This is a genomic window from Bradyrhizobium sp. SZCCHNS3052 (assembly GCF_032484495.1).
Lineage (GTDB): Bacteria > Pseudomonadota > Alphaproteobacteria > Rhizobiales > Xanthobacteraceae > Bradyrhizobium.
Map to the genome: position 1 here is coordinate 955,189 of NZ_JAUETB010000001.1, position 26,025 is coordinate 981,213.

The following is a 26,025-nucleotide window of genomic DNA, read 5'->3' on the forward strand; positions in this document are numbered from 1 at the left end:
CCTGATCGCATGGACCTCTCGCTGATCATCATGCAGCTGTTTTCCGGCATCGCCCTTGGGGCGGTGCTGGTCATCACTGCGCTCGGCCTGACCATCGTGTTCGGCATGCTCGGCGTGGTCAATTTCGCCCATGGGGCGCTGTTCATGATCGGGGCCTATGCCGGTCTGTATCTGGCATCGCTGACCGGCAGCTTCTGGTGGGGCTTGCTGCTCGCCCCAATTCTGGTCGGCGCGTTCGGCATGCTGATCGAACTCGTCCTGGTCCGGCGCCTGTATGGCCGGTCGATCGATGATCCATTGCTGCTCACCTTCGGTCTCAGCTACATCCTGGTCGAGGGGGTGCGCATCGTATTCGGCAGCGACGGTATTCCGTTTCCGACACCGTCCCAATTGATCGGCGTCGTCGATCTCGGCGTCGGCTTCTTCCCCAAATATCGTCTGTTCGTGATCGCGCTGGTCGCCGTCGTGCTGCTGGTGCTCTGGCTGATGCTGGAGAAGACCCGTGTCGGCCTGATCGTGCGGGCCGGCGCCCGTGATCCCCTGATCATGCGGGTGCTCGGGGTCGACATCGGCAAGGTGTGGCTCGCGATCTTCGGCCTCGGCGTCGGCCTTGCCGCGCTCGGCGGGGTGCTGGCGGGACCCATGCGCAGCGTCAATCCCGAGATGGGAACGCTGGTGCTGGCGGAGGCCTTCGTCGTCACCGTGATCGGCGGCCTCGGCTCGATCGTCGGCGCCGTGGTCGCGGGGCTGATGGTCGGCATCTGCATCAGCATGGTCGCGCTGTTTGCGCCCGAGATGGCGACGATCGTGATGTTCGCGCTCATGGCCGCGGTCCTGCTGATCCGGCCACAGGGTCTGTTCGGCCTCAAGGGGAGAGCGTGATGACGGTGCATTCGACCGGCGAAGCACCGCCGCTTCCTCAGGCGCAGCGCCTCTTCGCGCTTCTCGCGGATCACCGCGTGCTGGTCTCGCTGGTCGCGCTGGCGCTGCTGCCCTGGCTGCTGCCGTCGAAGGCGCTCGCCGTGAACGTCCTGATCTATGGCGTCGTGGTGATGGGCTACAACCTCCTGTTCGGCTACACCGGGCTGCTGTCGTTCGGCCACGCCGCCTTCTTCGGCACCGGCGCGTATCTGACCGGCATCGCCATCGGCCGCTGGGGCCTGCCGTGGTTTGCCGCGGTGCCGCTGGCGATCGCGGCGAGCATGGCGCTCGCCGCATTGATCGGAACGATCTCGACGCGCACCCGCGGCATCTATTTCTCCATGGTCACGCTCGCGCTGGCGCAACTCGTCTACTACGTGGCGCTGCAGGCCTCCTCCTTCACCGGCGGCGAGAACGGGCTGCGCGGCTTCACGGTCGACCACATCGGTCTGTTCGGCGCGCAGATCAACTTCCTCGATCCGGTGAACAAATATTACGTGCTGATGGTGCTCGCGGCGATCGCGATCTGGGTGCAGTCGCGCATCCTCAACTCGCCATTCGGCGCGGTCATCGAGGCGATCCGCGAGAACGAGCAGCGCGCGCGGGCCTGCGGCTACGACGTCGAGCGCTGCAAGCTGATCGTGTTCATGCTGTCGGGCGCCATCTCCGCCGTCGGCGGCTGCATGTCGGCCCTGCATTTGTCCATCGTTCCGCTCGACATCCTGCACTACCAGACCTCCGGCATGATCGTGATGATGGTGCTGCTCGGTGGCGCCCGCAGCTTCTTCGGGCCGTTCGTCGGGGCCGCGGTCTTCCTGATTCTGGAGGACGTCGTGTCATTGTGGACGCCGCACTGGCAGATCGTGGTCGGCGCCATCTTCGTCGTGTTCGTGCTGTTCCTGCCCAAGGGCATCTGGGGCACGTTCCTCGATGTGCTGCCGATCGCGAGGCAACGCCGATGAGCACCGAGTTGTTGCGCGCGGACGGGATCGGCCGTCGCTTCGGCGGCTTCGTCGCGCTCGAAGGCATCTCAGTCGCGTTCGCGGCCGGTGAGCTGACCTCGATCATCGGCCCGAACGGGGCAGGCAAGAGCACCTTCTTCAACATTCTCTCCGGCACGCTGTCGCCGAGCAGCGGCACCCTGCGGTTCAAGGGCCGCGAGCTGAACGGCCTGCCACAGCATCGCTTCGTGCATCAGGGCATCTCGCGCTCGTACCAGATCACCAACATCTTTCCCGACTTGTCGGTGCACGAGAATGTCCGAGTCGCCGCCCAGGCGATGCGGGTAAGCTACGACATCTGGCGCAAGCGCGCCGATCTTGCCGAACTCGGCGAACGCGCCGATGCGGCCCTGATGGCGGTCGGCCTGATCGGCAGGCGTGGCGAGCTCGCGAAGTATCTCGCCCACGGCCAGCAGCGCGCGCTGGAGATCGCCATTGCGCTGGTCTCCGAACCGGAGCTTCTGCTGCTCGATGAGCCGACCGCGGGCATGGGGCCGGAAGAGACCAAGGAGATGGTGGCGCTGCTGGAGCGGCTGGCGGAGAAGCGCACGGTGCTGCTGGTCGAGCACAAGATGAAGATGGTGCTCGGCCTGAGCCAGCGGGTGCTGGTGCTGCATCACGGCCGGCTGCTCGCCGATGGTCGTCCTGAGGACATCCGATCCAACCCCGACGTGCGCCGGGTCTATCTGGGACAGAGTGAAGGCTATGGCTGAGACCGCGTTGCTCGAGCTCGACGGCCTCCAGGCCTGGTATGGCGCCAGCCACGTCCTGCACGGCATCTCGCTGCGTGTGAGCGAGGGCGAGGTGGTCGCGCTCGTCGGCCGCAACGGCGCCGGCAAGACCACGACGTTGCGCACCGTCATGGGGCTGATGCCCCGGGCCGCGGGGCGCGTGCGCTTTGCCGGCCATGATCTGCTGCCGCTTGCGGCCCACAAGCGCTTTCATCTCGGGCTCGCTTATGTTCCGGAGGAGCGCCGCATCGTGCCGGGCCTGTCGGTGCGCGAGAACCTGCGGCTTGGGCTGGTCGCCGCCAGCGCCGATATCGAGGAGCGCGCGGCGTTCGCCGAGGTTGCGGAGACCTTTCCACGATTGAACGAGCGGCTGGATCAGGAGGGCGTCACGCTGTCGGGTGGCGAGCAGCAGATGCTGGCGATCGCGCGGGCCTTGATCGCGCGGCCGCGCATGGTTCTGCTCGACGAGCCGTCCGAAGGCATCATGCCGGTGCTCGTCGAAGAGATGGGCGTGCTGTTCCGGCGATTGCGCGACCAGGGCAAGACGCTGCTGTTGGTCGAGCAGAACGTCGAATGGGCGCTGCGGCTCGCCGATCGCGCCGTCATCATCGACCAGGGCGAGGTCGTGCATGAGAGCAGCGCCGCGGCGCTGCTGGCCGACAAGGATATCCAGGACCGCTATTGCGCGGTGTGATGTTTCGGACTGCGCCGGCATCATGACGCGCCATCTCCATCCGGCGCCGGCAGCTGCGGCAGCCGGGCGAGGCTGACGCCGGCGGCCTGGTGGAGGAACATGCGCTGGATCAGTTCGGCCGCCTGGCTCGCCGCATCCGCCGGTGCGAGGCCGCCCTGGCGGACGTTGGAGATGCAGTTGCGTTCGGCATCGACGCGGCCCCGGCGCGGCATCCAGGTGAGATAGAGGCCAAGGGAATCGGCCGCGCTCAGGCCCGGGCGCTCGCCGATCAAGATGATCGAGGCCGACGCGCCGAACAGCTCGCCAACATGATCGGCGAGCCCGACGCGGCCCTGCGAAGCAACGATCACCGGCGACAGCCGTCTGCCGGTTGCAGCCAGGCGCGGCATCAACATGTCGAGCACGGGCGGGGCGTTGACCTGGACCGCGCGGCTGCTCAGGCCATCAGCCACCACCAGCACGATGTCTGCCGGCGCGCGCGGCTCGGACAACAGCGCTTCCGACGCCGGCGACAGCAGGCGCCCTGCATCGGGACGCTGCAGATAGGTCGCGCGATCGGCAGCGCGGCTGTGCACGGCAAGGGCCGGCCAGCCATGCGCGGTCGCCTCGGCGGCAAAGCGCTCGGCGTCGAACGGCTTCAGCACGGCATCGCGCGCTTCGGCGTGGGCAGCCTGGAAGGCGAGATGTGCCGATGTCGGCAGGCCAGGACCGCAGCGTCCCAACGCGATCCGCGCTTCGGTATAGCGTGACAGCCAGCGCCAATCGTCCGATGACGAACTTGCCGGCGAGTCGCTCTTGTCGGAGCCGCCCATCACTTGGCCTCCAGCAGCGGCAGCGCCGGCATCAGCCGCGCCGGCTCGAAGCGCAGCTCGCCTTTGGCATCGCTGAGGCCGGTGGCCGCGAGCCAGGTCTCGAACTCCGGCGCCGCGCGCTTGCCGAGCACCTTGCGCACATAGAGCGCGTCATGGAACGAGGTGCTTTGATAGTTCAGCATGATGTCGTCAGCGCCCGGCACACCCATGATGTAGGTGCAGCCGGCGACGCCAAGCAGGGTCAGCAGCGCATCCATGTCGTCCTGGTCGGCTTCTGCGTGGTTGGTGTAGCAGACGTCGCAGCCCATCGGCAGCCCCAGCAGCTTGCCGCAGAAATGATCCTCCAGGCCCGCGCGTATGATCTGCTTTCCGTCGTAGAGATATTCCGGACCGATGAATCCGACCACGGTGTTCACGAGCAGCGGCCGATAGCGCCGCGCGACCGCGTAGCAGCGTGCCTCCAAGGTCTGCTGGTCGACCCCGCAATGGCCGCCGGAGGAGAGCTCGCTGCCCTGTCCGGTCTCGAAATACATCACGTTGCCCCCGACGGGGCAGCGCTGCAGGCCTTCGGCCGCGGCGAGCGCCTCGTCGAGCAGCGACAGCGTGATGCCGAAGCCGCGATTGGCCTCCTCGCTGCCGGCCAGGGACTGGAACACGAGATCGACCGGCGCGCGGCGCTCGATCGCCTTCAGCGCGGTCGTAACATGGGCCAGCACGCAGGACTGGATCGGTGCATGCGAGGCAAGCCGCAAGGTCTCGATCAAGTCGAGCAGCCGCACCATCGTCTCGACGTCGTCGCTCGCCGGGTTGATGCCGATCGTCGCGTCGCCGACGCCGTACATCAGCCCGTCGAGGATCGAGGCCGCGACGCCCTTGGGATCGTCGAGCGGATGGTTGGGCTGCAGCCGTGTCGACATCCGGCCCGGCAGGCCGATGGTGCAGCGGAAGCGCGTCACGACCTCGCATTTCGCCGCGACCGTCACCAGGTCCTGCAGCCGCATGATCTTGCAGACCGCAGCAACCATCTCCGGCGTCAGCCCTGGCGATACGCCGCTGAGTGCATCTGCGTCGGCCGCATCCGACAGCAGCCATTCGCGGAAGTCGCCGACCGTGAGGCTTGCGACGGGAGCGAACGCCTTGCCGTCATGCTGGTCGACGATCAGCCGCGTGACCTCGTCGGTCTCGTAGGGGATGACGGCCTCGTTGAGGAAATGGCGCAGCGGCAGCTCGGCGAGCGCCATCCGTGCCGCCACGCGTTCGGCGGCATCCTCCGCGGCGAGGCCCGCCAGCACGTCGCCCGAGCGCAACGGCGTTGCCTTCGCAAGCAAGGTTCTGAGGTCGTCGAACCGGTAGCGCGCGCCGCCCAGCGTGTGTGAAAAACCCATTGGCGTTCTCCTTCAATGTTCCTCGTGGTCAGCCATGCCAGCCGGATCCGGCCGATGGATCGCCATCACGGGAAAGACGGGGAGGAACATCATTCGAAGACCTTGTTCTCAGGTTCGTCCAGCGCATCATCTTGCACGATATATGTCGGCATCAGATGACCATTTTCTGTGGCGGGGGCGCTTGATGTCCACCCGGCTTGCGTCGGCCGCGCCGTTGGCTAAGGTCGCATGGCGTACGAGGCAAGCAACCGAGGGAAACACGACATGGCGCGCGTCCGCTGTATCACCGAGATGGGCATGGGCGTCGACGTCCACGGCCGCGACGCCACCAAGGCGGCCAAGCGCGCGGTGTCGGACGCGATCCGCCATTCCAGCCTCGGCTTCTTCCGCATGGTCGGCAAGACGCCGCAGGACATGTTCGTGGACGTCACCATCGGCGTGCCGAACCCGGAGGCTGTCGACACCGCTGCAGTGGCCAAGGAGCTGCCCTATGGCACGGTGACCGTGACCGCGGTCAAAGGCGGGCTGGAGATTGCGGCCGAGGCCGGCAGCGACGCCATCATCATCGCCAACGCGGCGGTGCTGGTCCATCTCGACGACGGCAAGTGACGCTCACGTGCAGGGGTCATGCGCGTGGCGTTCTGATATGAATGTCAAATAGCATGTCATCGCGATCCCGCGGCGCGTTGCGCGCCCGGGTGATGATCGTACGGTGTCCCTCTTTGAACAGAGGGCGCAGGGAAGGCCGGGTATCCGCTGATACCCGCGGCCCCCGTGCGTGAAGAAGTGCACGGGGCAGGAACCACAGGCTCAGCCGGACGATCCCGGCCTTCCCTGCGCAACGGTTTTCCGGCTTATACGTGCTCTCCTCGGGGACCGGGCTTTGTTGCCCCCGTCGCCGGCCGATCATCATCTCAGCCGGCTTGACCTCAGCATCGGGAGGCCAGGACCACACGATTTCGCCGGCGCATCCTGCCGTTCGTCCGCACGGCAAGGCCATGCTGCGGCAGAGCTGCGCCCATCGCATCCCGCCTCCACGTTCGTGACGATCGCGAAGCGCCCCTCATGGCGAGGCGGGACGGGCGGAGTATTTCACAGAATTCGGAAAAACAAAAGCGAAATCTTCGTGGACCAGGCGTGCGAACCGCGATCGCATTGCAGGGGCTGTTGAAACGAGTGTTTCGCCGCGCGCCTTTTCCCGCCGGCGGTGCGCTGCCCTGAGGTCGCGGCCACGGCCGCGGACTGATTCATTGTCACCATGGGATCAGGCGGGTGCCGACCTTCCGCGTTTGGCGCCGAAGATCGCATCGTCTCGGCGCAGACAATCTTGCCCGGGCCTGGCCCGATCGCTGTGAAAGTTGCCGGCTGGCTTGCACCCGGAACGGGGCCAGGCCAGCCGATGCGCATACTCAGCGTCTTGGGCCTTTGCCTCGGCCGGGTCCCGTAGTGTCGAGGGCCTGGCGGCAATCCGCCGAGACTTTCTCGCGGTTGCTCTTGAGGCAGGCGCGAACCTGGCCTGCGCCGTGCTGCTTGCCGGAGCAGAAGCTCTGGATGTCAGCGGCGCATTGCGTTGCCACCGGCCCGGTTCCCTGAGCGAAAGCGGGCATGGCCACGGTGGCGGCGATGACGATGGCGAGTTGCACGGACGTCCTCATTCAAGCCTCCTTGGGGAGCGGTGTAGGCACGGTGGCGTGTGTCGTGCGTCCGTTCGTTGCGCAGGATCAAGCCGAAGGGGGAGTCCATGGCCGCGTGGGGCTGGTCTGGTGCGTCGCTGGATGGGGAACTCGAAGCTGTCTGGCATGGACAGTGCGGACCAGGGTGAGGTCATCGCGCAGGCCCGCTTCATCTTGAAACGCGGCTTGGGGGAAAATGCTGGTCCAGGCATCGGCGGGCGAGCCACGCACATAGGCCGGAACGACGCGGAGAGACTTGAGCGCCTCGATGACCGCGTGAGGTGCGACGTCACGAATGTGCAGGTTGGTGATGAACGACCCCATGGCTTCCTTCCGCAACTCGGTTGCTCAAAGTCACGTTTTGGCTTGAGAGCGCCCGTCACTGGGTGCCGCAACCCGGAGCGTAGGCACCATGGGCGGCTGTGATACTCTCGCAGATGACGTCGACATATTCGTCATAGAACATGATGCGAAAATGTCGGCAGCGGGCCAGATGCCGCTGGGCGAAGCTCAGCAGCCAGTCCGACTTTCCCAGGTCCACCACGGCGGCTTGATCGATCGCGGGCCCCCAACTGACTATTTCGCGGGAATAGTCATGGACTTCCTCTGGCGTGACTTGGTGCACTTGAGCCTTGTGAAGAATCAAGTGTCGCATATCGTCTTCGGCAGCCCAGTCCGGGTTCAGATAATCGAGGGCGATCAAGTTCAATCCATGGCCAAAAAAGTGCCCTCGTCGCAGCTCTGGTCCGCGTCCGTCGGCCCATATCCAATCACGCAAGATCGGCTTGTACATCGCAGAAGATCGGCCTTGTTGGTTCTTGAGCGGCTCACAGCCGCGGATCGATCGGCTCGCTCTCCAGCGCCAGCACCGCGAACACGCATTCGTGCACGCGGCGCAGCGGCTCGCGGGCGACGAAGCGGGTCAGCGCCTCATGGCCGAGCGCGAACTCGCGCAAAGCGAGGTTGCGCTTGCCGTCGAGCTTGCGCTGGCGCAGCCGGGCGATGTGCTCCGGCGCATCATATTCCGGGCCGTAGATGATGCGCAAATATTCTGGGCCGCGCACTTTCAGCGCCGGCTGGATCAGACCCTTCGGTCCGCGCGCGACGAAGTTCTTGGGCTTCACCACCATGCCTTCGCCGCCGCCGGCCGTGAGTTGCTCCCACCATGCGATGGCGTTGGCGATGGCCGTTTCGTCAGCCAGAGCCACGGTGCGCCACTGCGTGCGGGTGACCACGGATGCTGACGCGGCGGCCAGCCGATCGGCGAGCGTCATGTGCCAGACATGGTCCTGATCGAACCAGACCTGGCCCTCGCTGGCGAGCAGGTGAAACGGCGCGACCTTGAGATCGTCGATGCCGCGGACCGGCCAGACATAGGGTGCCCATGCCTCGCCATATCGCCGCGCCCGCGTCACCCGATCGCGGAGGTGATCGCCGAGTGCCGCGACATCAAGACCGCGCGCGGCGGCGCGCGCCAACGCGTCTGCCGCCGCTTCGAGCCCTGCAACCGATGACGCCGCGACCGGCGCGTACTGACTCTCGATCAGGCTGCCAGCCTTCGCCGACCACGGCATGATCTCGGCGTCGAGCAGCAGCCAGCCGGATTGCAGCTCCTGCCAGAGGCCGGCGCTGTCGACAGCATCGCGCAGCCGTGCCAGCAGCGCCTCGCTCATTGCGGGATCGTCGAAGAACGCGCGGCCGGTGCGGGTCCAGATCGCGCCGCTCTCGCCGCCCGCGACGCCGAAGCGGGCCCCGGCGATATCGGCGCTCCTGCACAGCGCGATGACGGCGCGCGAGCCCATGTGCTTCTCCTCGCACACCACCTGCTCGACGCCGCGGGCGCGGAAATGCGCGAACGCTTCCTCGGGGCGCTCCAGCCAGCCGTCGCGCGCGCTGGTCTCCGATGGCGACATGGTCGGTGGCAGATAGACCAGCCATTGCGGCGCGAGCGCGAAACGGCTCATCACCTCCAGCGCAGCGGCCGCGTTCTCCTCAGCCACGACCATGCGGCCGCGCAGCCTGGTGTCGATCCATCGGCGGCCGCTCACGTCATCGATATCGAGCAGCTGATCCGCCTCGGCCTGCGCGGAGGCGCTGCCGGCGCGAGGCGCGAGCGGACGCACCGGCTCGCACCAGACGCGCTCAGCCTCGACCTCGACGAGCTCACGCTCCGGCCAGCGCAGCGCCGTCAGCCGGCCGCCGAACACGCAACCGGTGTCGATGCACAGCGTGTTGTTGACCCATTCGGCATTGAGCACGGGCGTGTGACCGTAGACCACGGTGGTCGGTCCGCGATAGTTCGCGGCCCAGTCGGCGCGCACGGGAAGGCCGAACTCGTCGATCTCGCCGGTGGTTTCGCCATACAGCGCGAACTCGCGCACCGCGCCGGAGCCGCGGCCGATCATCTCCTCCTTCAGCCCGGCATGCGCCACCGCGAGCCGGCCGCCATCGAGCCAGACATGGCTGCGCAGGCCGTCGAGGAAGCCGGGCAGGCTGTCCCGGAAGCTTCGATCCGCGCCGGTGAGCTGGTCGATCGTGGCCTGCAGGCCGTGCGCGATCGTGACCTTGCGACCGGCGAGCCAGCGTCCGAACTTGCGGTCATGGTTGCCCTGCACGGCATAGGCAGTGCCTGCCGAGACCATGCCCATGACGATGCGCAGCACGTCCGGCGATTGCGGGCCGCGGTCGACGAGATCGCCGACGAACACGAGCTTGCGGCCTGCGGGCGGCGTGACGCTGACGGCGCGCCGGCCGTCGTCATCGCGCCATCTGACCTGATAGCCGAGCTTCGCCAGCAGCGCCTGCAACTCATCAGCGCAGCCATGGACGTCACCGATGATGTCGAACGGCCCGGTGTCGTGCCGCTTGTCGGTCCACAGCGGCTGCCGCGCGATGGTGGCGGCCTCGATGCGCGCGACGCTGTCGAGCTTCCACACCTGACGAAAGCCTTCGCGCTGCAGGCCACCGAAGCCACGGCGGACCTCCGAGACCATGCGCTGCACGACCGGGCCGCCGAAGCTGCGCTCAGGCCGCGACTTGTTTCTGTCGATGCAGACGTCGATGCCGGGATCGAACACGATCGCGACCGGCAGCGCATGCCATTTTCGCGCCAGCTCGACCCAGCCCTTGCGGTCGGCGGGGCGCACATTGGTGGCGTCGATCACCGCGAGCCGGCGGTGCTTCAGCCGCTTGCCGGCGATCTCGCGGACGATGTCGAACGCGTCGGCGGAGACGCCCTGGTCGGTCTCGTCGTCGGCGACGAGCGCGCGGCAATGATCCGAGGAGATCACCTCGGTCGGCAGGAAATGCTTCGCAGCAAAGGTCGACTTGCCGGAGCCGGTCGAGCCGATCAGCACGATCAGCGCGAAATCGGGGATGTCGATGTTCATGGAATTGCTCAGCGGGTGAAGACGGCCATTTGCGTCGGCGCGCCATGGCTCTCGTCGTGATGGCCGATGCCGGAGAAGGCGGCCTGATAGTTGAAGGTTGCGCAGATCCGCTGCGCCCAGTCGGCAAACTCGGCGCGCGACCATTCGAAGCGATGGTCGCGGTGGCGGAACTGCCCGGCGGGCAGGCTCGGAAACAGTGCGTTGTATTCGGCGTTCGGCGTGGTAACGATCACCGCGCGCGGCCGCGCTGCGCCGAACACCACGCGCTCGAGCATCGGCAGTCGGTCGGGATCGAGGTGCTCGATCACCTCGACCAGTGCCGCCGCATCGGCCTCGGCCCAGCGCGCATCGCGATAGGTGAGCGAACCGTGCAACAGCATGACGCGACCCTCGGGCGGCGCGCCGGGCGCGCCCAGCTTCAGCCGCTTGGCCGCGCGCTCCAGTTCGCGGACGGCGGGATCGAGCCCGATCAGCCTGTCGACCCAGCGCTCGCGGACCAGGAGCTGCAGCAGCCTGCCTTCGCCGCACCCGAGGTCGGCGACAATTTTGGCGCCGCTCGCCCGCAACGCCTCGACCACGGCGGCCATGCGCAGGTCGTTGAGGCGGGTCGGCGCCTCCAGTGTCTCTTCTGACTCGCTGCGCGCCTCGGGCTCGATGGCCTCGTCCTGCGTCTCCGGCGCGAGCCGGGCCAGCGCCGCGCGCGCGAGCACGCCGCGATGGCGCAGATAGCGGCGCACGATCAGCTCCTTGGCGGGGTGGGCGTCGAGCCAGCCTTCGCCGCGCTTGAGCAGCTTGTCGATCTCCTCGTCGCCGACCCAATAGTGCTTGGCGTCGTCCATGACGGGGATCAGCACGTAGAGATGATTGAGGAGCGCGCTGAGCCGCGCGGTGCCGCGCAAGGTGAGCCGGACGTAGCGGCTCGACGGATCGCCTTGCGGTCCCGGGATCGTGGTGAGATCGACCTGCCAGCCGAGCGGCTCGAACAAATGCCGCAGCACGGCTTCGCCGCCGCGCAGGGGCAGGGGTGTCACAACCGCTTCGAGTGCAATGGCGCTGTCGGCGAGCTCCTGGCGCGCGCTGCTGACGCCGTTCATCGCGGTCCGGAACGCCTTGTTCAGCGCGACCGACAGGAACGACGACGCGGCATAGGGCCTGTCGTTGACATATTGGTCGAGCAGCCCGTCGTTCTGGCCTTTGCCGCGGACGATGCCGATCGGGTCGACGTCGAGCACCAGCGCCGCCTCGCAGCGGCTCTCGCTGGCCTCGGGATAGAAGATCAGCGCCTTGCCATAGGTGAGCTCGAGCTCGTGCAGCCGCTCCGGATGCTTGTTGAGCAGGTAGCCGAGATCGGTGGCGGGCTGGTGGGTGGTGGCGATGGACAGAAACATGAGGTCAGATACCGGATGAAGAAACAACGATCCAGTGCTTCGAAGCCAAAGTTTGGCGGTGGCCCTTCTCGCATTCGCTTTCGCATCGGCTCTGGGAGCGCTGGACAAAAGGTGCGCCATCTCCGCAGGACAACTCTTTCGGGGAACGAGGGCAGGGACGCAATTCGGCTCGAATCATCATGAAATTGACATCGCATGAGCAGAGTCCTGAAAATCGGCGGGCTGCTGGTGCTGATCTGCGCCGGCTTCATGTTTTTCAACAACGCCAATCTGCAGGTGACAAAGGAGGCTGGGCGGCTGCATCTCCTGGCTCATCGAGGTGTGTCGCAGCAGTTCGATCGCACCGGCCTGACGAGCGAAACCTGCACCGCGGCGCGGATGCTGCCGCCGACGCATGAGTATCTCGAGAACACCATCGCCTCGATGCACGCCAGCTTTCTGGCCGGCGCCGATATCGTGGAATTCGACGTGCACCCAACCACCGATGGCCAGTTCGCGGTGTTCCATGACTGGACGCTCGACTGTCGCACCGATGGCAAGGGCGTCACGCGCGAGCATGCGATGACGGCGTTGCGGCAGCTCGATATCGGTTATGGCTACACCGCCGATGGCGGCCGCACCTTTCCATTCCGCGGCAAGGGCGTCGGCCTGATGCCGTCGCTGGACGAGGTGCTCGCAGCCTTTCCGGACAAGGCTTTCCTGATCAACGTCAAGAGCAATGATCCGGCGGAAGGCCGACTGCTGGCGGATGCTCTGGCGCGCTTGCCTGGCGCGCGACGGGCGCGACTGACGGTCTATGGCGGCGACGCGCCGATCGCGACGCTCAGGGCGTCTCTGCCGGATCTCAAGGTCATGTCGCGCGGCATGCTGAAGAGCTGCCTGGTCCGTTATCTCGGCTATGGCTGGACCGGCCTGGTGCCGTCCGCGTGCCACAACATGATGGTGCTGGTCCCGATCAATGTCGCGCCGTGGCTGTGGGGCTGGCCGGACCGATTCCTCGCGCGCATGACGCGCGCCGAAAGCAGCGTCTTCGTCGTCGGCTCCTATAGTGGTGAGGCGTTCTCAGCCGGGCTGGACACACCGGACGACATCGCCAGGTTGCCCAAGAACTTTACCGGCGGCGTCATGACCGACGAGATCGAAACCGTGGCGCCGCTGCTGAAGCAGACGCCTTGAAGCAAGCAGCGCAAGTCGGCGCCGAATGTGCCTGGTTAACGGAAGACCCGGGCGCGTCCGTGACGCGTCCGGGTCCGTTGTCGTCAGTGCAGGGTCGCGCCGCGCAGAGTCTCCTCATGCGCCGCGATCCAGGCGATCACGGCCTCGGAGAAGCCGTCGACCCGCGTCCAGGGTCCGTAGCCGACCCCGTGCTGGTACGACGCCACGTTGACCATGGTCCAGCGCGCCTTGGGCGCCGGCACCGCATCGTGGCTCTGCTCGTCGGTGAAGACGATCAGGCGGTCTCCCTTGCGGTCGACCTCGCCCACCGCACGCCCGAGATAGGTCCCGGAATGCGGCTGCGATCCGAGGATCGCGTCGCGCAGCGCAAAGCCACGCCGCGGCGGCACCTTCACGACCTTGTCGCTGAACGTGAAGATCTCCACCTCGTCGCAGACCTCGCGGGCCAGGATCGCCAGCCCGCACGCCGCGTCCGCGCGCGTCATCTCCGACTTCGCCGACAGCGATGCGAACATCGAGCCGGAGACGTCGATCAGCAGCCGCGTGCGGCCCGGAAGCCGCGCGTAGCCCTTGATCGACCGGAGCATCGCGGCCTCGAGCTCGGGCTCGAAGTCCGGCGCGTGCCGGGCCGCCGTGATGAACTGATACGGCAGGATCCTGTCCGTCCGCATCGTCTCGATCGCGGCCGCGATAATCGACCGCGACACCCCGGCCTGTTGCATCAGGCGCAGGTTGCGCAGCAACGCCAGCGCTCCGAGCCGCTTCTCCGAGAGCAGCCGCTCGAAGCTCGCGCGCTTGTCCGCACCGGCCGAGAGCGCGACCTCCCAGGTGTCGGGTGACGGCAGCCCGCCATCGGCGAGCTGCTTCCACACCGCCTCCTGCGCGGCGTCCCTGGGCCGGGCGTGCACCAGGAACAGCACGTCGCGAAGCCGCACCGGTCCCTCGCGGTCATACTTCGCGAGCTGATAGGCGTCGAACTTGGTTAACGCCTTCGCCAGCCCCTTCTTGACCTGCGCCGAGACCGGCTGCCGCTTGCGCTGCTGCTGCGGACCCAGCGAATCCGCCCAGTAGATCGCCAGCAGCTCGGTCATCTCGTCCGGCCGCTGGATGATGCGCGACAGCGTCTCGGCGACCAGCGCACGGTGCGTGGGCAGCCGCGCCATCTCGCGGGCGACGAGCAGCGGCGCATGCCGCAGCTTCATCTCCTCGCGTGCACGGACCGCGAGCTGAGCCACCTCGCGCGGCTCGACCAGCGGCACCAGCGCCTTGATGCGCTCGGCGATCGCGATCCCGTCCTCGTAGAACTGGTCCTCCCACAGCAGGCAGCTCATCAGCGTGCGCTGCAGCGCCTGCTCGGGCGCGAGCTGCCGGGACGGCGCACCCTCATGGGTGAAGGCGCGCAGGAACTTGTTGAGCCTGACCATGATGGCCTCCTCTCTGGGTTGATGATGGATGGAATGGCCGGAGCACCGGCCGTCACGCATGATCTCGTCTCGGAGACCATGCGCGGCAGGGGACCACGCGCCGGGAACGGGCGAATGCTGAGTTCCGCTCCACTGGCATGGAGCGGATAGCGCTCTGCCGCTGAGCTACCGGCGCATGGAACGCCGGATGGGAGTCGAACCCACGACCTCTCGATCCGCAATCGAAGTATCAGCACTCTTCACCACGGCGCGTGGAAGAAGGCGGCGCAGCAGGTAGCTGCGCCGTAACGACGTGACCGCCTGTTCGATGAGGGTCAGCGGTTGAGATGGATCACGAGCCGGGAACAGGCGACGACTGAGACCCGGTCGCTGAGAGACCGGACAGCGCTCTGACCTCTGAGCTACCGGCAGGACACCGGGCGGGAGTCGAACCCGCGACCTCTGGCGTGCAAGGCGAAGTAACAGTCGTCTTCACCACGGCTCGTGGATACGTTCGGCGGGGAATAAGCGATGCTGTCGCTGCCCCAATGGGGCGCTCGGTTTCAACGAAGTAACAGACATCTTCACCACCGCCTTGGCCGCCCGGCGGTCACCGAGTGGCGTTGATGGCATGCTGGGGAACAGGCGGTCTCGGCGATCAATGACGCCAACGCAGGTCATCCGAAAGAAGAACAACCGCAACCCGCGACTCGACGGCCCTCGCATGGCCGCCTCCACGGTACGTGACGCCATAGGCGGGATTCGAACCCGCATCACCAATGGCACGAAGGAGCCGACACCTTCACCACCAGCAGCTCCCGGCCGCAAGCGGCCGGGAATTCAAATAGCTTGTCTGCGGCGCTCTTCGGCGCCGCATGTTGCGAGCTCCTCGAAGCTCGCTCTGCCATCGGTGTCCGGCGTTGCCGCCTCGTTCCCTCCGACAGGCCCCGCGCGCTCGGGCACGCGCATCACCTGCGCGAGCCCCGGGATCCGGGTCTCCCGTTCCGGCTGACAGCCGGGACTTCCGTTGGTTTCGCCGTGCAGCCGGTTCGCCCGAGGGCAACAAAAAACCCTCCGGAGCGGCTGGCTCGGGAGGGTCCGTGTGATGCGGACTGTTGATCTTGCCTCAAGCAAGATCGCTCCCCCGAGCATGGCGTGCGCCATCCACCGGCATGACGCCGTTGGACGTGCGGATGAAGTGTTCGTAGCCGAAGGACATCGTCTCGCTCATGTTTGTCGCGGGCGCAGTCGCTCGCGAGGCCGCGGGACATACGCCGCTTTGTTGGTGCTGTCAACAGCATGGAGTCGATGTTCTTGCCGGCTGCCGCGGCCTTGATCTGCAACAACGCGCCGATGCGGAACATGCTTATCGTGAGGATATCGAGGTCGCGGCGAGAATTGCGGGCGCAGAGTTATGAACCGACGGCAGGTCCTGATAGGAGGCGGCAGCGCGCTTGCGGTGGCCGCGCTCGGCGCCGGCACCTGGCGCGCCGCGACCGGCACGATGCGCGCGTATGACGACTATATCGCCCGGTTGCGCGCACCGCTGTCGCCCGAGATCACCGATGTCATCCGTTACGCGACACTCGCAGCCAACAGTCACAACACGCAGCCATGGCGCTTTCGCGTGACGCAGGATGCGATCGAGATCATGCCCGATCCGTCACGCCGCACGCCGGTGGTCGATCCGGACGACCATCATCTGTTCGTCAGCCTGGGCTGCGCGGCCGCCAATCTCGCGATCGCGGCGGCTGCAAGCGGCCGAAGAGGCGAGGTTGCCATCGACGGGCAGACGGTGCGCTACAGCTTTATGAACGCCGAGCCGCATGACGATCCGCTATTGCCTGCGATCGTCCGCAGACAGTCGACACGTGCCGACTACGACGGACGCGCCGTGCCGTCAGGCGATCTTGCGGCGTTGCAGGTGGCAGCAGCCACGCGAGGCGTCGATCTCATACTCATTACGGATCGTACCGTGATTGCGGCCATCCGCGACCTCGTCGTCGCCGGCAACGACGCCCAGATGCGCGACGTCGCGTTCATGCGCGAGCTGAAGTCCTGGCTGCGCTTCAATCCGCGCAGCGCGATGGCAACGGGTGACGGCCTGTTTGCACCCGCGAGCGGCAATCCGTCGTTGCCGACCGCGCTCGGCGGCATCGCGTTCGACCACCTCTTCGATGCGGCGGCAGAGAACGACAAATATGCGCGCCAGATCGGCTCATCTGCCGGTCTTGCCGTGTTCGCAGCCGAGAACGCCGATCCCTCGCACTGGATCAGGGTCGGGCAGGCGTGCCAGCGCTTTGCGCTCGAAGCGACGCGCCTAGGCCTCAAGCTTGCCTTCATCAACCAGCCGGTAGAGGTGGCTGCGCTGCGTCCCGAACTGGCGCGCGTGATCGGAACGACACGGCGGCCGGATCTCATGTTGCGTTTCGGCTATGGTCCTACGCTGCCGTTCGCGCCGCGGCGGCCGGTCGCAGACGTGCTCGGTTCATGAGTCGTTCCTGTCAATCTTGACGGATTTGCGACTCGGTGCATTGCTTCGCTGCATGTTCGAGAACACCCGATTGGCACGTATGAGCGACGGGCATTATTGCCTGGTGCGCGACCTTGGCCTGGTCAAGGGCGGCAAGGGCATGCGCCATCACGAGGTGGTGGTGGATTTCAGCTATCGCGGCATGAAGCTGTTTGCCAAGCAGGGCGCGTCGTCGCTGATGCGCCGGGTCGCGGCGAAGCTCGCGCAGCACGATGCCACCTCGAAACTGCCGGCGCTGCTGCGCGTGCGCCTGCGCGAGCCGCAGTAGCGTCAGCGCTTCCGCCGAATCTCACCGCGCTGCGGCGTAATCGATCGTTTCGGGTCGTAGGGGCTGTCCGGATTGACGTCGAGCTCGACGTCGGCGACGCAGTGTTGCGGCTGGCGATGGCTGCCCCCGGAATGCCAGCGCCCCTGGCGCAGCTCGACCTCGCTGATGTCAGCGACATCGAAGCACTTCCATTGGCCGCCCGGCGGCAGGCCGCTGCTCGCGCCGCCCGCGAACTGGAACGCGAGCACGCGCTCGCGGCCGGCGGTGTGGCCGAGGATGATCGGGCAGATCGCGCGGGCGAAGCCGCCATACAGGCACAGCACCGGCTGGCGCGTGATCATCGCCTGCATGATCAACTGGTAGGTCGGGCTCGGCATGCTGGCTTTCTGCACGATGCAGCAACATAAGACCGTCGGCCGCATGCGGTTCCGCATCGAACCTTGCAGCGGCGGCTCACGGGCTTAGATTGAGGCCTCAGCGACAAAGCGAGCCAGAGCCACGATGTCCGATCTCTCCAGCTTTCCGATCACCACGCGCTGGCCGGCGCAGCATCCCGACCGCATCCAGCTCTATTCACTGCCGACCCCGAACGGCGTGAAGGTCTCGATCATGCTGGAGGAGACCGGCCTGGCCTACGAGCCGCACACGATCGATTTCGGCAAGGACGACCAGAAGACCCCTGAATTCCTCTCGCTCAATCCGAACGGCAAGATTCCCGCGATCATCGATCCCGACGGTCCCGGCGGCCAGCCGCTCGGCCTGTTCGAATCCGGCGCGATCCTGCAGTACCTTGCCGAGAAGACCGGAAAATTCCTGCCGAACGATCCGGCGCGGCGCTGGCAGACGATCCAGTGGGTGCATTTCCAGATGGGCGGCATCGGTCCCATGTTCGGGCAGCTCGGCTTCTTCCACAAATTCGCCGGCCGCGAGTACGAGGACAAGCGGCCGTTGCAGCGCTATGTCGCGGAGAGCAGGCGGCTGCTCGGCGTGCTCGAGGCGCGGCTCGATGGCCGGCAGTGGATCATGGACGCCGACTACACGATTGCCGACATCGCGACGCTTGGCTGGGTGCGCAACCTGATCGGGTTCTACGGCGCGCGCGACATCGTCGCCTTTGATGAGCTGAAGCACGTGCCGGCCTGGCTCGAACGCGGGCTGGCGCGACCGGCGGTACAGCGCGGGCTGGAGATCCCGCAGCGGCCGTGATCGTCAGCGATGCCGATTTCGAACGGTGCTTGGCCGAGGTGCTGTCCGCGCCGGCCACGCCGGGCGATGCCGTGCTGCCGTCCGACAGCGTGATGTGGCGCGTGCATCGCGAGGCCGCGCTGTTTCTCGGCGCCGGCCGCGCGCTGCTGTTGCAGCTCGCCCATCCCTGGGTGGCGGCGGGCATTGCCGAGCAGTCCAAGGTGTTCGCCGATCCGCTCGGCCGTTTCCACCGCACCTTCAGCATCGTCTACACCATGGTGTTCGGCACGCGCGCGCAGGCGGTCGCTGTGGCGCGGCGGCTGTATCGGCGGCACGCCGCGGTCGACGGCGTGATGCCGGAGACGGTTGGACCGTTTACGGCCGGCTCGCGCTATCGCGCCAATGACGTCGACGCGCTGCGCTGGGTCCATGCCACGCTGGTCGAGACTGCGATGATGTCCTACGGCCTGCTGTGCCGCCCGCTCGACGATGCCGAGCGCGAGCAATATTGGCGCGAGGCGACGCGGTTCGCGGGCCTGTTCGGAATTCCACACGAGGCCATGCCGCCGGACTGGGCGTCGTTCAAGGCCTATACGGCCGAGATGATGGCGTCGGAGACGCTCACGGTCGGCCCGGCGGCGCGCGAGATCGCGCAGCGTATCTTCTCCGGCGAGGCGACCCTTATCGGACCGCCGCGCTGGTTCACGGCGTTGACGGCCGAGATGCTGCCGGAGCGGCTGCGGCTTGCGTTCGCGCTGCCCTATGGCGAGCGCGAACGCCGCAGCGCGGCGCGCGCCAGGCGGTTTCTGCCGCGCGCCTATGCGATGCTGCCGGAGAGATTGCGTACCGTCGGCCCCTATCAGGAGGCGATGGCGCGTATCGAGGGGACGACGTGTCCGCCGTTCACGCGGCTGCTCAACCGCGTCTGGATCGGACAGCCCAGCATGGCGAGCCCGTTCGAGCAGCGCGCAGAACGTGCACGGAGCGGGACGGTCTGAGTCCGGCGCGCTTGCGGCGCAGACGACGGATCATGGCCGCGGAGCAAGCCTGAGCGTGATGCCGCGAACCTCCTGCGGCGTCGGCGCGCGGCTGCCGCCGGGTTGGCTGATGCTGAGACGGATCGACAGGCGTCCACTCTTGATCGCCTCCTTCGGCACCGGAAGCGCGTAGGTGCCGGCCTCCGCGCCAGTGCGAAGGCCGAATGGCGAGATGGTCCCGAGCGGCATCCCGGACGCCGTCGTCACCGTCACCTCCTGGCCTCGCCCCAGTGCGCCCAGGCTGATCTCGACGACGGGAGCCTCGCTCGCATCCAGTGGCCGCGGCACGACCAGATCGACGGCTCTGAACGGCTCCGCGGCCAAGGACGAGGTCGGCCGCAGCACGGCACAGAGCAGCACGGCGCAGGTCCGCAGCACGGCGCGCCTGCCGTTCATCGGCGCAGCGGTCCGACCGAGAGCGCTTTCAGCGTCGGCGCGGTGCCGACGCCGCCCGAGGGCACGACGCGGATGCTCAGCGGCTGGTTGGGCGCGGCCCGCAGGGCGGAGAAGGCCTCCTGCTTCGTCGGCAGCGGCACCGCGAAACTCGCATCGGTGGTCATGGCCATGCCCGGCATCATCGATCCGAAAAAGGCGATGGTGCCTGCATAATAGGGGCTGTCAGCCGTGACGTTGCTGACGTTGGCGGGCGCGTTGACCAGGACGTCGAATTCGCGCACGGTCGAATAGCCGCTCGGGCGAGGCAGCGTGATCTGCGCCATCAGCGGCTGCGGCCGCGCTGCCGCCAGATGCGCTTCGAGCGCATCGCCAGGGATCCTCACCGTGCCCACGTTGGCCTTGACCGAGCCCTGCTGCGGCTTGGCCTGCGGCGCCGCGGCGACCGCGGGCGGATTGACGATGTCCTCGCCGAAGCCCGGCGCATAGTCGTAGTCGAAGCGGTCGGTCGAGATGTAGTCGCCGGCCTTGCTGGGGCCGACATAGCCGCCCTTGCCGTCGGCGTAGAACAGGAACGGCTCGTCGGAGAACGTCTTCAGGTCGGCGCCCTGCGGCAGATAGGGCAGCTTGAGCCGCTGCTGCTTGCGCGTCCAGACATCCCAGAGCCGGTCCATGTTCGAATGGTGCAGGAAGAAGATCGGATCGACCGGCGACAGGAAGTTGGTCATGTTGCCGTAGGGGCCGGGATCGAGCGGACCGACGCCGCCGATGTAGTTGTGGACCTTGTTGTGCGGCAGGCCTTCCAAGGTCGAGAACTTGGTCGCGCCGTTCGGCTGGTTGTTGTGTGAGGCGGTCTTCGAGCTGGTGAAGCTCAGATAGTTGTCGACGTTGTAGAAGTCGGTCGGCAGCAGGCCCGCCATGATCACGAAGGGCGAGACGTCGTAGGCGGTCTTGGCATCGAGCTTCGGATTGTCGCGCGACAGATAGCGTGAGGCGCAAGTGGTCGCGAACGCCTCGTTGCCCGAGATGCCGGCGTTGGCGGAGGGCGAGAAGCCGGTGACGTCGTTCCAGAGATCGTCGATCGACTTGTAGCCGCGAATCTCGAGCTGGCCGCGCTGATCCTTCGACAGGCCGTTCCAGTAATCGGTCAGCGCCGGCTTGATCAACGCGGTGAAGACCGCGAGATTCGCGGTGAACGGCTGATACGCCTTGTCGGTCGGCGTCAGGGCGCCGTCGAACATGCCGGCGGGAATTTCCGGCAGCTCGGTCCAGTCCCAATAGGGCAGCGCGAAATCGTCGTCGCCGCTGAGCGCGCGGATCGATTGCTCGAAATAGCCGAGATAGCCGCGATGCCAGACGTAGAACCACCAATTGCCGTGCGGGCAGTCCATCAGGTGGATGAACGCGTTGCGGAACCAGTTCTGCGGATGGTTTGCGGGGAGCTGCAGCATGGCGGCGACGCCTTTGGCGTAGCTCGCCAGCATCTTCTGGCCTTCCGCGCTGGTGACGCTGTGGCGGCGATATTTCGCGGCGGCGCGGCTCGGCCTCGGCGAGATGACCGTGCTGGCTGCCGCCACCGCGGCCGTCGCCAGGAATGTCCGGCGGGTCTGTCGCAATCCCATGCTCATCTGAAATGAATCCTGGTTGGAAAAACGCCATGATGCGTTCTCGCGATTGCAATCTCAAGTAGCAATTGCGTGTGATGGATGTATGATGCCACCTGAGAGGTTTGCCGATGAACGCGCTGACGCTGCTGATCATCCGCCATGCCGAGAAGCCCGATGGCGACGCGACAGGCCCGGGCCTGACCCACGAGGGCAAGCCGGACTCGAAGTCGCTGGTGATCTTCGGCTGGGAGCGGGCAGGGGCCTGGACGGCGCTGTTCGGCAGCGGACTGGGCGGCACGGATTATCCGACACCGCAGGCGGTCTATGCCGCCGATCCCGACAGCACCGAGAACGGCTCCGACCCGAGCCGCCGGCCCTATGAGACGGTGCTCGATTTGGCTGCGCGCGTCGGCCTCGACAAGCCGAACACGTCCTTTGCGAAGGGGCAGGAGGCGGCGCTGGTCGAAGCCCTGCTATCGCTGTCCGGCACCGCGCTGGTGGCGTGGGAGCACAAGGCGATCATCTCCGACATCCTGCCACGGCTGCCGGTGAGCAATGAAGACCAGTTACCGACCCACTGGTCCGGCAAACGCTTCGATGTGGTGCTGCGTTTCGATCGCGCCGACGGCGGGGCGGAATTCACGTTCAGCGAGCTCTATCCCTGCCTGATGCCGGGGGATTCCGACAAGCCGCTGAAGAGCGATCCGATGGACGGGTGAACCACCAAGCCGGAGATATTATCCCCATGGAAGAGGGTGCGGCGCGATGCTGCCGCCCGGATCGTGGTAAATGGGTCTGTCGAACGCGCGATCGCGTTCGCCGGATTACAATGCATGCCGCTTCCTTTCAAAAGACCCCAGGCCATCCGGTCCTTCTTTAGCCACGCCGCCTTTCAGAAGGCCGAGCATATTCAGCTTCGCGGAGCGGTTCTCGATCTCGACATCAGCGATGACGGCCGGGAGCTGGCGGCCTCGGTGCAGGGATCGCAATCCTGGCCCTATGAGGTCGAGATCAGGCTGGAGCGGGACCAGCACGGGCGCTTGGACGTATCCGGCACATGCACGTGCCCGATGCAGCACAATTGCAAGCACGTTGCGGCGGTTCTGCTCGAAGCCATCGAGCCGTCGGAGAACGACCTGGATCAGGGGACTCCGCCAAGGGCGGCGGGAAAGACAGCAGGGCAGGCGGGCACGGTGGTGCTGCCGCCAGAGATCAGCGCGTGGCTCAATAAGATCGGCGCGGTCAGCCGTGGCGATAGCTATCCTCCCGCGGTGAGGCAGAGGTTGATCTATGGCGTGCAGCCCCATTCCGAGCCGGGAGGTGCACCTTTTCTGGTCGTCCGTCTGTGGTCGGTCCGGCTGGGCAAGGACGATAGCTTTGCCTCCGCGTTCGCGAAGGTCGATCAACTGCGGACAAGTGCCGCGCATGCGCCGGCGTTCTATCGCGACATCGACATCGCGATCGCGGCGTGGCTTGGACATCAAGTCTATCTCGACGGACAATGGGCGTTCCGGATCGGCTCTGCCGCGCTGCTGAAGCGCATCGTCGAGACCGGCCGGGCGTATTGGCGCGATCATACCGGGCCGCTGCTGCGCTGGGGCGACATCCGCGGCGGCCGCATCGAATGGCAGCCGGTCGGCCTGCGAGGCATCGGCGCAAGGCTCGTGGTCGATGGTCTGACGGCCCTGCATGCCGAGCCGCCCATCTATGCCGACGAGAACAGCGGCGTCGTCGGCGAGGCCGATCCCGGTATAGATCCGCGAACCGCGCATCACCTGCTGAGCGCGCCGACGTTGCCGAAGGCGCTGATCGGCGAAGTGTCCCGGCATCTCAGCCAGCGGCTGCCCGCGCTCGATCGCGCCCTGCTGCCGTCGCCGCCGAGCGAGGTCGTCAAGATCGAGGCCAAGCCGGTGCCTGTTCTGCGCCTGCGACGCGGACCTTATCCCGGCTATGGCTTCCGCGGCGTCCACACCAGCGGGCTTCCACTCGGCGTGATCCGCCTGGCCTTTCGTTACGGTCCGATCGAAATCGAGACCAAGAGCAGCGACAACGGGATGGAGGTGTTCCACGACGGACGGGTGCACCTCGTCACGCGGGCCAAGGCGGACGAGCGAAAGACGTCCAAGCGGCTGAGCGATCTCGGCCTCGTTCCGCTCAAGAAAGTCCAGACCTACAGCTTCGGTGGCCACGGTGACGATCTGACCTTCGCCGACGAAGGTCGCTGGCTGCAGTTCATGCATCTCGAGCTCGAGGCATTGCGGGCGGAGGGATTCGAGATACGGATCGATGATGCCTTCCCGTTCCGGATGGCCGAGTCCTCCGGCCTCATCGACATGGAGATCGAAGGGAGCGGGATCGACTGGTTCGAGTTCGGCTTCAAGATCGACATCGACGGCAAGCCGCATGATCTCGCCGAGCTGCTGGCGCGGCTGCTCGCGCAGCCCGGGATCGTTGACGCGCTGGCCGACGCCGACTCCACCGAGAAGCACATGTATGTGCCGCTGCCCGACGGCCGACACCTGGCGCTCGCGGCCGGCCGCTTCCTGCCGGTTCTGCTGGCGCTGCAGACGATGCGGCTGAGCGGCGGCGGCTTGGATGCGTCGGGCAGGCTCAAGCTGTCTCGTGCGCAACTCGTGCCGCTACTGGCGCACGATCCGGGCGCATTCAAGGGGCCCGATGATCTACGCCGGCTCGCGGATCTGGTGCGGCAGCATCGGCCGGATGAATTGAAGCTGCCGGCCGGCTTCACCGCCACGTTGCGCCCCTACCAGCGGCAGGGCGTCGCCTGGCTCGATCTTCTGCGGCAGGCCAACCTCGGCGGCGTGCTGGCGGACGACATGGGCCTTGGCAAGACCGTACAGGTGCTGGCACTGCTGGCGCTGGAAAAGGCGCGCGGCGCGCTGACGGCGCCGGTGCTGATCGTGGCGCCGACCAGCCTGATGACCAACTGGTGCAACGAGGCCGCCAAATTCGTTCCCGATCTGAAGGTGCTGGTGTTCCATGGCGCCGCTCGCAAGGAGCTGATCGCGCAGATTTCGGAGCACGACGTCGTGCTCACCACCTATCCGCTGATCGCGCGCGACCATGAGCTCATCCTGGGACGGGACTGGCACATGGCCATTCTCGATGAGGCGCAGACCATCAAGAATCCCAATGCCGCGACGACGCGCTGGCTCAATGCGATCAAGGCCAGCCACCGCTTCTGCCTGACCGGCACGCCGATGGAGAACCATCTCGGCGAACTCTGGTCGATCATGAGCTTCGTCAACCCGGGCTATCTCGGCGACAAGACTGCGTTCACGCGCAACTGGCGCACGCCCATCGAGAAGGAAGGCAATACGATGCGAGCGGCGGCGCTGACCCGCCGCGTCAAGCCGTTCCTGCTGCGGCGGACCAAGGAGGAGGTCGCGTCCGAGCTGCCGGCCAAGGTCGACATCGTGGAGACCATCGCGATCGACGGCAAGCAGCGCGACCTCTATGATTCGATCCGCGCGGCGATGGCGAAGAAGGTGCGCAAGGCGCTGGATGAGCGCGGCCTTGCCCGCAGCCACATCATCGTGCTCGAGGCGTTGCTGCGGCTGCGCCAGGTCTGCTGCGATCCGCGGCTGGTGAAGCTCGACGACAAGGTCGAGCGCCCCTCGGCCAAGTTGGACCGGCTGATGGAGATGGTCGAGGAACTGCTCAGCGAGGGGCGCAAGATCATCATCTTCTCGCAGTTCACCTCGATGCTCTCCCTGATCGAGGAGCGTTTCGAGACAGCTGATATCGACTACGAGCTGCTCACGGGCGACACCCGCGATCGCAAGCGGGCGATCGAGGCGTTTCAGAGGGGGGACAGCCCGGTGTTCCTGATCAGCCTGAAGGCCGGCGGAGTCGGCCTGAACCTGACGGCGGCCGATACCGTCATCATCTACGATCCCTGGTGGAATCCCGCCGTCGAGGCGCAGGCGATCGACCGCGCGCATCGCATCGGCCAGGACAAGAAGGTCTTCGTCTATCGCCTGGTGACGGCCGGGACGATCGAGGAGAAGATCGGTGAACTCAAGCTGCGCAAGCAGGCGCTGGCCGATTCACTGTTCGATCGCGAGGGCAATGTCGGCAAGGCGCTGACGGAGGAGGATATCGCCGCGCTGCTGTCCTGACGGCGTGTGGAGATGCGTTGCGCGTGGCATCCGTTATTTTGTGCGGTCACGCCAGCGCGATGCGCTCGCGCGTCTCCTCGACCCAGGCATGGGCGGCGAACCATTCATGGTAGATGCGGCAGTGCGGGCAGTATGCGCGCGAGAAGAACACGGGCATGCGCTGAAAGCGCGCGGCGTCCATTTCCATCCCTGTCTCGATGCTGCGGCCGGTCTGCGGACAACGGACCATGATCTTGCCCATTCGCGGTCTCCTGTTCGTGGGCCAGATACGCCGGGGATGCGAAGAA

The 26,025-nt window shown here is 66.4% G+C and carries 24 protein-coding genes and 1 tRNA gene; 12 read left to right on the top strand and 13 right to left on the bottom strand.

What is annotated here, in order from left to right; translation table 11 throughout:
• The first annotated feature begins 9 nt into the window (after window positions 1–9).
• From QX073_RS04320 to QX073_RS04335, 4 genes are read left to right on the top strand one after another with little or no spacing between them, the layout of a single operon-like run.
• Window positions 10–882 (top strand): branched-chain amino acid ABC transporter permease, encoded by an 873-nt coding sequence (locus QX073_RS04320; protein ID WP_315712531.1) that lies wholly within the window; start codon window positions 10–12, stop codon window positions 880–882.
• The gene (locus tag QX073_RS04325; RefSeq protein WP_316225367.1) at window positions 882–1,883 is read left to right on the top strand and encodes a branched-chain amino acid ABC transporter permease; all 1,002 of its coding nucleotides are present in this window, start codon (window positions 882–884) and stop codon (window positions 1,881–1,883) included. Before QX073_RS04320 ends, QX073_RS04325 begins: the two co-directional genes overlap by 1 nt.
• Window positions 1,880–2,635: an ABC transporter ATP-binding protein gene (locus QX073_RS04330; RefSeq protein WP_315712528.1), complete on the top strand. Its 756-nt coding sequence runs from the start codon at window positions 1,880–1,882 to the stop codon at window positions 2,633–2,635. The genes QX073_RS04325 and QX073_RS04330 overlap by 4 nt, the downstream gene beginning before the upstream one ends.
• Complete coding sequence (locus tag QX073_RS04335; protein WP_315712527.1) at window positions 2,628–3,347, top strand: ABC transporter ATP-binding protein; 720 nt, start codon at window positions 2,628–2,630, stop codon at window positions 3,345–3,347. Before QX073_RS04330 ends, QX073_RS04335 begins: the two co-directional genes overlap by 8 nt.
• 20 nt (window positions 3,348–3,367) lie before the next feature.
• On the opposite strand, the gene eutC is transcribed toward QX073_RS04335, so the two are convergent.
• Window positions 3,368–4,159 (bottom strand): ethanolamine ammonia-lyase subunit EutC, encoded by a 792-nt coding sequence (gene eutC / locus QX073_RS04340; protein WP_316225368.1) that lies wholly within the window; start codon window positions 4,157–4,159, stop codon window positions 3,368–3,370.
• Window positions 4,159–5,544, bottom strand: a complete 1,386-nt coding sequence (locus QX073_RS04345; protein WP_315749873.1) for an ethanolamine ammonia-lyase subunit EutB — start codon at window positions 5,542–5,544, stop codon at window positions 4,159–4,161. Before QX073_RS04345 ends, eutC begins: the two co-directional genes overlap by 1 nt.
• Before the next feature lie 264 nt (window positions 5,545–5,808).
• Here QX073_RS04345 and QX073_RS04350 point away from each other — a divergent pair, with 264 nt between their 5' ends.
• A complete protein-coding gene (locus QX073_RS04350) occupies window positions 5,809–6,153 on the top strand; it encodes a Lin0512 family protein (RefSeq protein WP_315712523.1) in 345 nt (114 codons plus the stop codon).
• Between the two features lie 800 nt (window positions 6,154–6,953).
• Here QX073_RS04350 and QX073_RS04355 read toward each other — a convergent pair.
• The 5 genes from QX073_RS04355 to QX073_RS04375 form a co-directional block, all read right to left on the bottom strand.
• Window positions 6,954–7,187 (bottom strand): cysteine rich repeat-containing protein, encoded by a 234-nt coding sequence (locus QX073_RS04355; RefSeq protein ID WP_316225369.1) that lies wholly within the window; start codon window positions 7,185–7,187, stop codon window positions 6,954–6,956.
• A gap of 78 nt (window positions 7,188–7,265) precedes the next feature.
• On the bottom strand, window positions 7,266–7,541 hold the full coding sequence (locus tag QX073_RS04360) for a hypothetical protein (protein ID WP_315749876.1): 276 nt from the start codon (window positions 7,539–7,541) through the stop codon (window positions 7,266–7,268).
• 55 nt (window positions 7,542–7,596) lie between these two features.
• Window positions 7,597–8,010 carry a hypothetical protein gene (locus QX073_RS04365; RefSeq protein ID WP_316194100.1) on the bottom strand — a complete coding sequence of 138 codons (414 nt, stop codon included), beginning with the start codon at window positions 8,008–8,010 and terminating at the stop codon, window positions 7,597–7,599.
• Window positions 8,011–8,044: 34 nt separating this feature from the next.
• Window positions 8,045–10,606 carry a polynucleotide kinase-phosphatase gene (locus QX073_RS04370; RefSeq protein ID WP_316194101.1) on the bottom strand — a complete coding sequence of 854 codons (2,562 nt, stop codon included), beginning with the start codon at window positions 10,604–10,606 and terminating at the stop codon, window positions 8,045–8,047.
• Between the two features lie 8 nt (window positions 10,607–10,614).
• Complete coding sequence (locus QX073_RS04375; RefSeq protein WP_316225370.1) at window positions 10,615–11,994, bottom strand: 3' terminal RNA ribose 2'-O-methyltransferase Hen1; 1,380 nt, start codon at window positions 11,992–11,994, stop codon at window positions 10,615–10,617.
• Window positions 11,995–12,189: 195 nt separating this feature from the next.
• Here QX073_RS04375 and QX073_RS04380 point away from each other — a divergent pair, with 195 nt between their 5' ends.
• Window positions 12,190–13,170, top strand: a complete 981-nt coding sequence (locus tag QX073_RS04380; RefSeq protein WP_316225371.1) for a glycerophosphodiester phosphodiesterase family protein — start codon at window positions 12,190–12,192, stop codon at window positions 13,168–13,170.
• An 83-nt stretch (window positions 13,171–13,253) separates the two neighbouring features.
• On the opposite strand, the gene QX073_RS04385 is transcribed toward QX073_RS04380, so the two are convergent.
• A complete protein-coding gene (locus QX073_RS04385) occupies window positions 13,254–14,594 on the bottom strand; it encodes a TROVE domain-containing protein (RefSeq protein WP_316225372.1) in 1,341 nt (446 codons plus the stop codon).
• 176 nt (window positions 14,595–14,770) lie between these two features.
• A tRNA-OTHER gene (locus QX073_RS04390) sits at window positions 14,771–14,845 on the bottom strand.
• 1,142 nt (window positions 14,846–15,987) lie between these two features.
• Here QX073_RS04390 and QX073_RS04395 point away from each other — a divergent pair.
• Both QX073_RS04395 and QX073_RS04400 read left to right on the top strand, forming a co-directional pair.
• A complete protein-coding gene (locus QX073_RS04395; RefSeq protein WP_316194105.1) occupies window positions 15,988–17,067 on the top strand; it encodes an Acg family FMN-binding oxidoreductase in 1,080 nt (359 codons plus the stop codon).
• A gap of 79 nt (window positions 17,068–17,146) precedes the next feature.
• The gene (locus QX073_RS04400; RefSeq protein ID WP_316164666.1) at window positions 17,147–17,374 is read left to right on the top strand and encodes a hypothetical protein; all 228 of its coding nucleotides are present in this window, start codon (window positions 17,147–17,149) and stop codon (window positions 17,372–17,374) included.
• Window positions 17,375–17,376: 2 nt separating this feature from the next.
• Here QX073_RS04400 and QX073_RS04405 read toward each other — a convergent pair whose 3' ends face one another.
• A complete protein-coding gene (locus QX073_RS04405; protein WP_316170380.1) occupies window positions 17,377–17,751 on the bottom strand; it encodes a hypothetical protein in 375 nt (124 codons plus the stop codon).
• Between the two features lie 124 nt (window positions 17,752–17,875).
• Between QX073_RS04405 and QX073_RS04410 the strand changes: the two genes are divergently transcribed.
• Together QX073_RS04410 and QX073_RS04415 are read left to right on the top strand one after the other, a co-directional pair.
• On the top strand, window positions 17,876–18,580 hold the full coding sequence (locus tag QX073_RS04410) for a glutathione S-transferase family protein (RefSeq protein WP_315749889.1): 705 nt from the start codon (window positions 17,876–17,878) through the stop codon (window positions 18,578–18,580).
• Window positions 18,577–19,557, top strand: a complete 981-nt coding sequence (locus QX073_RS04415; protein ID WP_315712506.1) for an oxygenase MpaB family protein — start codon at window positions 18,577–18,579, stop codon at window positions 19,555–19,557. Before QX073_RS04410 ends, QX073_RS04415 begins: the two co-directional genes overlap by 4 nt.
• Window positions 19,558–19,587: 30 nt before the next feature.
• On the opposite strand, the gene QX073_RS04420 is transcribed toward QX073_RS04415, so the two are convergent.
• Together QX073_RS04420 and QX073_RS04425 are read right to left on the bottom strand one after the other, a co-directional pair.
• Complete coding sequence (locus QX073_RS04420; RefSeq protein WP_316194106.1) at window positions 19,588–19,992, bottom strand: hypothetical protein; 405 nt, start codon at window positions 19,990–19,992, stop codon at window positions 19,588–19,590.
• Window positions 19,989–21,617 (bottom strand): tyrosinase family protein, encoded by a 1,629-nt coding sequence (locus QX073_RS04425; RefSeq protein WP_316194107.1) that lies wholly within the window; start codon window positions 21,615–21,617, stop codon window positions 19,989–19,991. Before QX073_RS04425 ends, QX073_RS04420 begins: the two co-directional genes overlap by 4 nt.
• Window positions 21,618–21,724: 107 nt before the next feature.
• Between QX073_RS04425 and QX073_RS04430 the strand changes: the two genes are divergently transcribed.
• Both QX073_RS04430 and QX073_RS04435 read left to right on the top strand, forming a co-directional pair.
• Window positions 21,725–22,315 carry a histidine phosphatase family protein gene (locus QX073_RS04430; protein WP_316225373.1) on the top strand — a complete coding sequence of 197 codons (591 nt, stop codon included), beginning with the start codon at window positions 21,725–21,727 and terminating at the stop codon, window positions 22,313–22,315.
• Window positions 22,316–22,429: 114 nt separating this feature from the next.
• Window positions 22,430–25,738: a DEAD/DEAH box helicase gene (locus tag QX073_RS04435; protein WP_316225374.1), complete on the top strand. Its 3,309-nt coding sequence runs from the start codon at window positions 22,430–22,432 to the stop codon at window positions 25,736–25,738.
• A 46-nt stretch (window positions 25,739–25,784) separates the two neighbouring features.
• Here QX073_RS04435 and QX073_RS04440 read toward each other — a convergent pair whose 3' ends face one another.
• Entirely contained in the window at window positions 25,785–25,979 is a 195-nt protein-coding gene (locus QX073_RS04440) for a hypothetical protein (RefSeq protein ID WP_315712501.1), read from the bottom strand.
• Between the last annotated feature and the right edge of the window lie 46 nt (window positions 25,980–26,025).

Coding starts and splice junctions, on each gene's coding strand:
- QX073_RS04435 (WP_316225374.1), top strand. CDS start 22,430: ATGCCGCTTCCTTTCAAAAGACCCCAGGCCATCCGGTCCTTCTTTAGC.
- QX073_RS04350 (WP_315712523.1), top strand. CDS start 5,809: ATGGCGCGCGTCCGCTGTATCACCGAGATGGGCATGGGCGTCGACGTC.
- QX073_RS04395 (WP_316194105.1), top strand. CDS start 15,988: ATGAACCGACGGCAGGTCCTGATAGGAGGCGGCAGCGCGCTTGCGGTG.
- QX073_RS04330 (WP_315712528.1), top strand. CDS start 1,880: ATGAGCACCGAGTTGTTGCGCGCGGACGGGATCGGCCGTCGCTTCGGC.
- QX073_RS04380 (WP_316225371.1), top strand. CDS start 12,190: ATGAGCAGAGTCCTGAAAATCGGCGGGCTGCTGGTGCTGATCTGCGCC.
- QX073_RS04320 (WP_315712531.1), top strand. CDS start 10: ATGGACCTCTCGCTGATCATCATGCAGCTGTTTTCCGGCATCGCCCTT.
- QX073_RS04370 (WP_316194101.1), bottom strand. CDS start 10,606: ATGAACATCGACATCCCCGATTTCGCGCTGATCGTGCTGATCGGCTCG.
- eutC (WP_316225368.1), bottom strand. CDS start 4,159: ATGGGCGGCTCCGACAAGAGCGACTCGCCGGCAAGTTCGTCATCGGAC.
- QX073_RS04335 (WP_315712527.1), top strand. CDS start 2,628: ATGGCTGAGACCGCGTTGCTCGAGCTCGACGGCCTCCAGGCCTGGTAT.
- QX073_RS04345 (WP_315749873.1), bottom strand. CDS start 5,544: ATGGGTTTTTCACACACGCTGGGCGGCGCGCGCTACCGGTTCGACGAC.
- QX073_RS04365 (WP_316194100.1), bottom strand. CDS start 8,010: ATGTACAAGCCGATCTTGCGTGATTGGATATGGGCCGACGGACGCGGA.
- QX073_RS04440 (WP_315712501.1), bottom strand. CDS start 25,979: ATGGGCAAGATCATGGTCCGTTGTCCGCAGACCGGCCGCAGCATCGAG.
- QX073_RS04375 (WP_316225370.1), bottom strand. CDS start 11,994: ATGTTTCTGTCCATCGCCACCACCCACCAGCCCGCCACCGATCTCGGC.
- QX073_RS04410 (WP_315749889.1), top strand. CDS start 17,876: ATGTCCGATCTCTCCAGCTTTCCGATCACCACGCGCTGGCCGGCGCAG.
- QX073_RS04425 (WP_316194107.1), bottom strand. CDS start 21,617: ATGAGCATGGGATTGCGACAGACCCGCCGGACATTCCTGGCGACGGCC.
- QX073_RS04360 (WP_315749876.1), bottom strand. CDS start 7,541: ATGGGGTCGTTCATCACCAACCTGCACATTCGTGACGTCGCACCTCAC.
- QX073_RS04400 (WP_316164666.1), top strand. CDS start 17,147: ATGAGCGACGGGCATTATTGCCTGGTGCGCGACCTTGGCCTGGTCAAG.
- QX073_RS04385 (WP_316225372.1), bottom strand. CDS start 14,594: ATGGTCAGGCTCAACAAGTTCCTGCGCGCCTTCACCCATGAGGGTGCG.
- QX073_RS04420 (WP_316194106.1), bottom strand. CDS start 19,992: ATGAACGGCAGGCGCGCCGTGCTGCGGACCTGCGCCGTGCTGCTCTGT.
- QX073_RS04325 (WP_316225367.1), top strand. CDS start 882: ATGACGGTGCATTCGACCGGCGAAGCACCGCCGCTTCCTCAGGCGCAG.
- QX073_RS04405 (WP_316170380.1), bottom strand. CDS start 17,751: ATGCCGAGCCCGACCTACCAGTTGATCATGCAGGCGATGATCACGCGC.
- QX073_RS04430 (WP_316225373.1), top strand. CDS start 21,725: ATGAACGCGCTGACGCTGCTGATCATCCGCCATGCCGAGAAGCCCGAT.